The following is a 3,578-nucleotide window of genomic DNA, read 5'->3' on the forward strand; positions in this document are numbered from 1 at the left end:
CTCTTTCCCTGAAGGATTTCTCTTTTCTTTTCCTAAAAGAAAAGAGAAAGGCTTCAAGGCATTCCAAGTGCTTCTTTATAGGCGAGCATATCCATAAAGCCGTGGCCGCTTATATTAAATGCAATAACTTTTTGTTCGCTTTTGTATCTTAGCGCTTCATCAATTGCGCACGCAACTGAGTAGCAACTTTCTGGCGCGGGTAGAAAGCCCTCGGTCTGTACGAAAAGTTTAGCACGCTCGAATACATACTTTTCATCTACAGGATATGCTACAGTATCAAGTGCGCCTTTAGAGCGCAATAAGCTCAGTATAGGTGCGCAGGCATGATAGCGTAAGCCATCTGCTTTTATGGGCGGCATTTCTTTACGATGCCCTAGAGTGTACATTTTAAGTAAAGGCGTTAGCTCTGCATGATCTGCGTAATCGTATTTGTAAGTGCCTTGGAGACTGGGCGACGCTAAGCTTTGCGCTGCAATGAATTTTAGCTTTTTTCTCTTTTTAAGCAGATCTTGGTAGAAAGGCAGTGCGAAGCCACCAAAATTGCTACCGCCGCCTAAGCATGAAATAATAATATCAGGATAGGCATCGATATACTCAAACTGCTTCTTAGTCTCTAGCCCTATAATAGTTTGATGAGTGAGCACATGATTTAGCACAGAGCCTAAGCAGTAAACTGCTTTTTCATCGTTCAAAGCATCTTCTAAGCCTTCTGAAACTGCAATCCCAAGGCTACCTTGATGATTAGGATCTTTTTCGTAAAGCGCTCTCCCTGCTTTAGTTCTGTTGCTTGGTGATGCATAAATCTCAGCACCGTAGAGCTGCATAAAGCTACGACGCTCCTTCTTCCAGTTATATACAGCTCTTACCCAATAAACAGTGCATTTCAATCCTGCCAGAGAAGCTGCGTAAGCTAGAGCGGTGCCCCACTGTCCAGCACCTGTCTCTGTAGTTAATCTCTCATAACCTTCTTTCCTTGCGTAGTAAGCTTGCGCTAAAGCAGTATTGACTTTATGAGAGCCGGTAGGGGAATAAAATTCTGCTTTGTAATACAGTTTGCACTTGGTTCTTAGCTTCTGCTCTAATCTTATCGCCCTTATTAAAGGTCTTGGCCTGCCTGCTTGCTCGTAAAGCTCTAGCACTTCATCTGGTATTTTTATAAATTTTGTCTCGCTATGCTCCTGCCTAAGGCATTCTTTTATCATCATTTTAGGCAGTAGCTCAATAGAATTTTTATGAGGTGGATTCTTGGGTTTAGGTAGCTTATCAGGAAGGTCAGGTAAAATATTGTACCAGCTTTTAGGAAGCTCTTCAGAAGTTAAATTAACTATCTCTGCCATAAGAATTTGTATATCTTTAAAACTCTATAATAGTTTTGAGCCCTCGCAAAGAATAAAATATCCTAAGGTTATTACTAATTGAATAAGATGGAGCGGATAAAGACCGGCATAGAGCATTTCGATAGAGCTCTTAATGGTGGAATACCTGCGGGTAGCATTGTTCTTGTCGCAGGTACTACAGGAACGATGAAATCTACTTTCGTTTACTATATTTTGAATACGAACAAAGACTCAGGTGCGTATATTACATTAGAGCAGAGCAAAAATAGTTTAGAAACTCAAATGGGTAATTTAGGGTTAGCGCAGTATGTGAAGATAGTTGACAGAGCGGAGCTTGCAAAAGAGCTCCAGAAAATTTCAGGCAGGACTTTTCTTGATATTTTCAGTCTGTATTTAAAAAATTTAAAGCTTGGGCTCAATTATAAATTATTTGCTGTTGATTCACTTTCTGCACTTGAAGTAGTTGCAGAGCTCCAGAAGCCTAGAATTGAGCTTTTTAAGTTCTTTGAAGGCTTGCATGAGCTTGGCGTAACTACGTTTCTAATTACTGAGATGTCGCCTGATTCTAAAGCTTATGGTAAATATGGAGAAGAATTCATTGCAGACGGATTATTGCATTTGAAAATGGAAGAAATCTCTGAAGTTAAAGTTCAGCGCAGAATAAGATGCGTTAAAATGAGGACTACCTTACATTCTACAGATTGGTTTGTACTGTTTTTCAGCGATGGAAAATTGCATACTACTGAGGTAATATCAGAAGCTTGAGACTGTGGCATCACTTTATAACTTTCATTTCCCTTTCTAAAAGTGCCAGCTCCCTAGGCTCTAGCGCAGTAGGATTTATAGGAATGATAAGAACGGAGCTTTTCAAAGCTACTACACTATTCAGAGATTGAACGAATTTTAAAATAGTCTTGTAATTGTTCTGAACTATCAAATACTCAATGCCATCGAGCATAATAACTTTTCTACCCTGCTCCAGAAAATTTTCTAGTAGAGCCATTAACTTCTCTAAATCTACAGGATCTAATACTTTAGGCGCTTTTAATTTAGTGAGCCAGTAAAGCTCGAATTTACTACCGTATTTTTCTGCTATTTTATCTATTGGTTGCCTTGTAATGCACAAACCTTTGCACTGCTCAAGAAGTTTAGAAAACAGCTGGTAGCTCGTAACAGGCTCCTCCTCTTCAATTAGATAACTTGTAGATTTCAGTTCTAACTCTAACAGAGAGAGTGTTTTCAAGCCTTCTGAGAACTCAGTTAATTTACGAGCGGCAAGCTCTTTTTTTATACTAGCAAGCGCTAGAACAGCTATAGGGCTACCGAAAGTGTTAGTGTACTCTTTTAAAAAAGCCAATACGAAATTATAAATTGAATTTTCAGATATGAAACTTTCTGCTCTAAAATTAGTCTCAGAGAGAGTCAAAGGCAGCCTGGAATTTGTTATTACAGATTTAGTAGTTTTTTCTAGCGACTCTTTCGGTAAAATATAAGCTAGCTCTGAGTAAGCGGTTGATAAAAGCTCTGTATAAATTCCAGACAGCTCCCACTCCTTACGCTCTTTCTCCATTTCCAGCGCCAAAGCTTCCTTCTCTTTTCTCACTCTCTCTGCTAAAGCTCTTTCTTCTAACGCTCTCTGTAGCTCTTCCTCTTCCCTCTTCTTTTTTAAATATTCTATTTTTTCTTTAAAAATGCGCTGACGCTCTAGCTCAATAGCTCTCATCCTCTTTTCCTCAATGCTTTTCTTAGTCTCTGCAATAACAACAATAAGCAGGATTATCAAAATGAGTATTAGAAGAGGATAGAGCACCCCTTGAAGTAGGTCCTGCTGTATCATCGTGATGTAAAATATGTTTGGCAATAATAAAGGTTGTCGTAGTGCCTAAATAAATTACTTTTCAGCATCTCAAAACAAAAAAATCTAGTCTCTCCGAGCTTACGCTCTAAAATGTACTAAAACAGTTCTATCATGTCCTCTAATATAACGCAGACCGAGAATAACAATAACAAATTTAGAGTGAGTACTAAAACTTCTGGTTATGCTTGAATTATTTTCCTATCACTTTACCTACTTCACGCTAATCCTATTACAGTAAGGTTGGGTCTAGATAGACCTCAACCGCAGGGCCAATTTCTGTTAACCCGGACCATCTTTTAAAGTAACGAAAATATGCCCCAAGATACTCATCAAGTAAAGCCCACCCACCTACACCCCTAGATTAGGTGGTAGCACAGGTTCTA

The 3,578-nt window shown here is 39.0% G+C and carries 3 protein-coding genes; 1 reads left to right on the plus strand and 2 read right to left on the minus strand.

Translation table 11 applies throughout. The features are described from left to right. Positions 1-53: 53 nt before the first annotated feature. Positions 54-1,337, minus strand: coding sequence for a TrpB-like pyridoxal phosphate-dependent enzyme (locus tag QMD21_07380; GenBank protein MDI6856583.1), 1,284 nt, complete (start codon positions 1,335-1,337; stop codon positions 54-56). An 87-nt stretch (positions 1,338-1,424) separates the two neighbouring features. Between QMD21_07380 and QMD21_07385 the strand changes: the two genes are divergently transcribed. Further along, positions 1,425-2,102: an ATPase domain-containing protein gene (locus tag QMD21_07385; GenBank protein ID MDI6856584.1), complete on the plus strand. Its 678-nt coding sequence runs from the start codon at positions 1,425-1,427 to the stop codon at positions 2,100-2,102. 10 nt (positions 2,103-2,112) lie between these two features. Here QMD21_07385 and QMD21_07390 read toward each other — a convergent pair whose 3' ends face one another. After that, a complete protein-coding gene (locus tag QMD21_07390; GenBank protein MDI6856585.1) occupies positions 2,113-3,174 on the minus strand; it encodes a DUF835 domain-containing protein in 1,062 nt (353 codons plus the stop codon). Between the last annotated feature and the right edge of the window lie 404 nt (positions 3,175-3,578).

It is taken from the genome of Candidatus Thermoplasmatota archaeon, assembly GCA_030018475.1.
Lineage (GTDB): Archaea > Thermoplasmatota > JASEFT01 > JASEFT01 > JASEFT01 > JASEFT01.

Excerpts from the sequence above, each read along its gene's own strand:
- QMD21_07390 (MDI6856585.1), bottom strand. The coding sequence starts at position 3,174 with ATGATACAGCAGGACCTACTTCAAGGGGTGCTCTATCCTCTTCTAATA.
- QMD21_07380 (MDI6856583.1), bottom strand. The coding sequence starts at position 1,337 with ATGGCAGAGATAGTTAATTTAACTTCTGAAGAGCTTCCTAAAAGCTGG.
- QMD21_07385 (MDI6856584.1), top strand. The coding sequence starts at position 1,425 with ATGGAGCGGATAAAGACCGGCATAGAGCATTTCGATAGAGCTCTTAAT.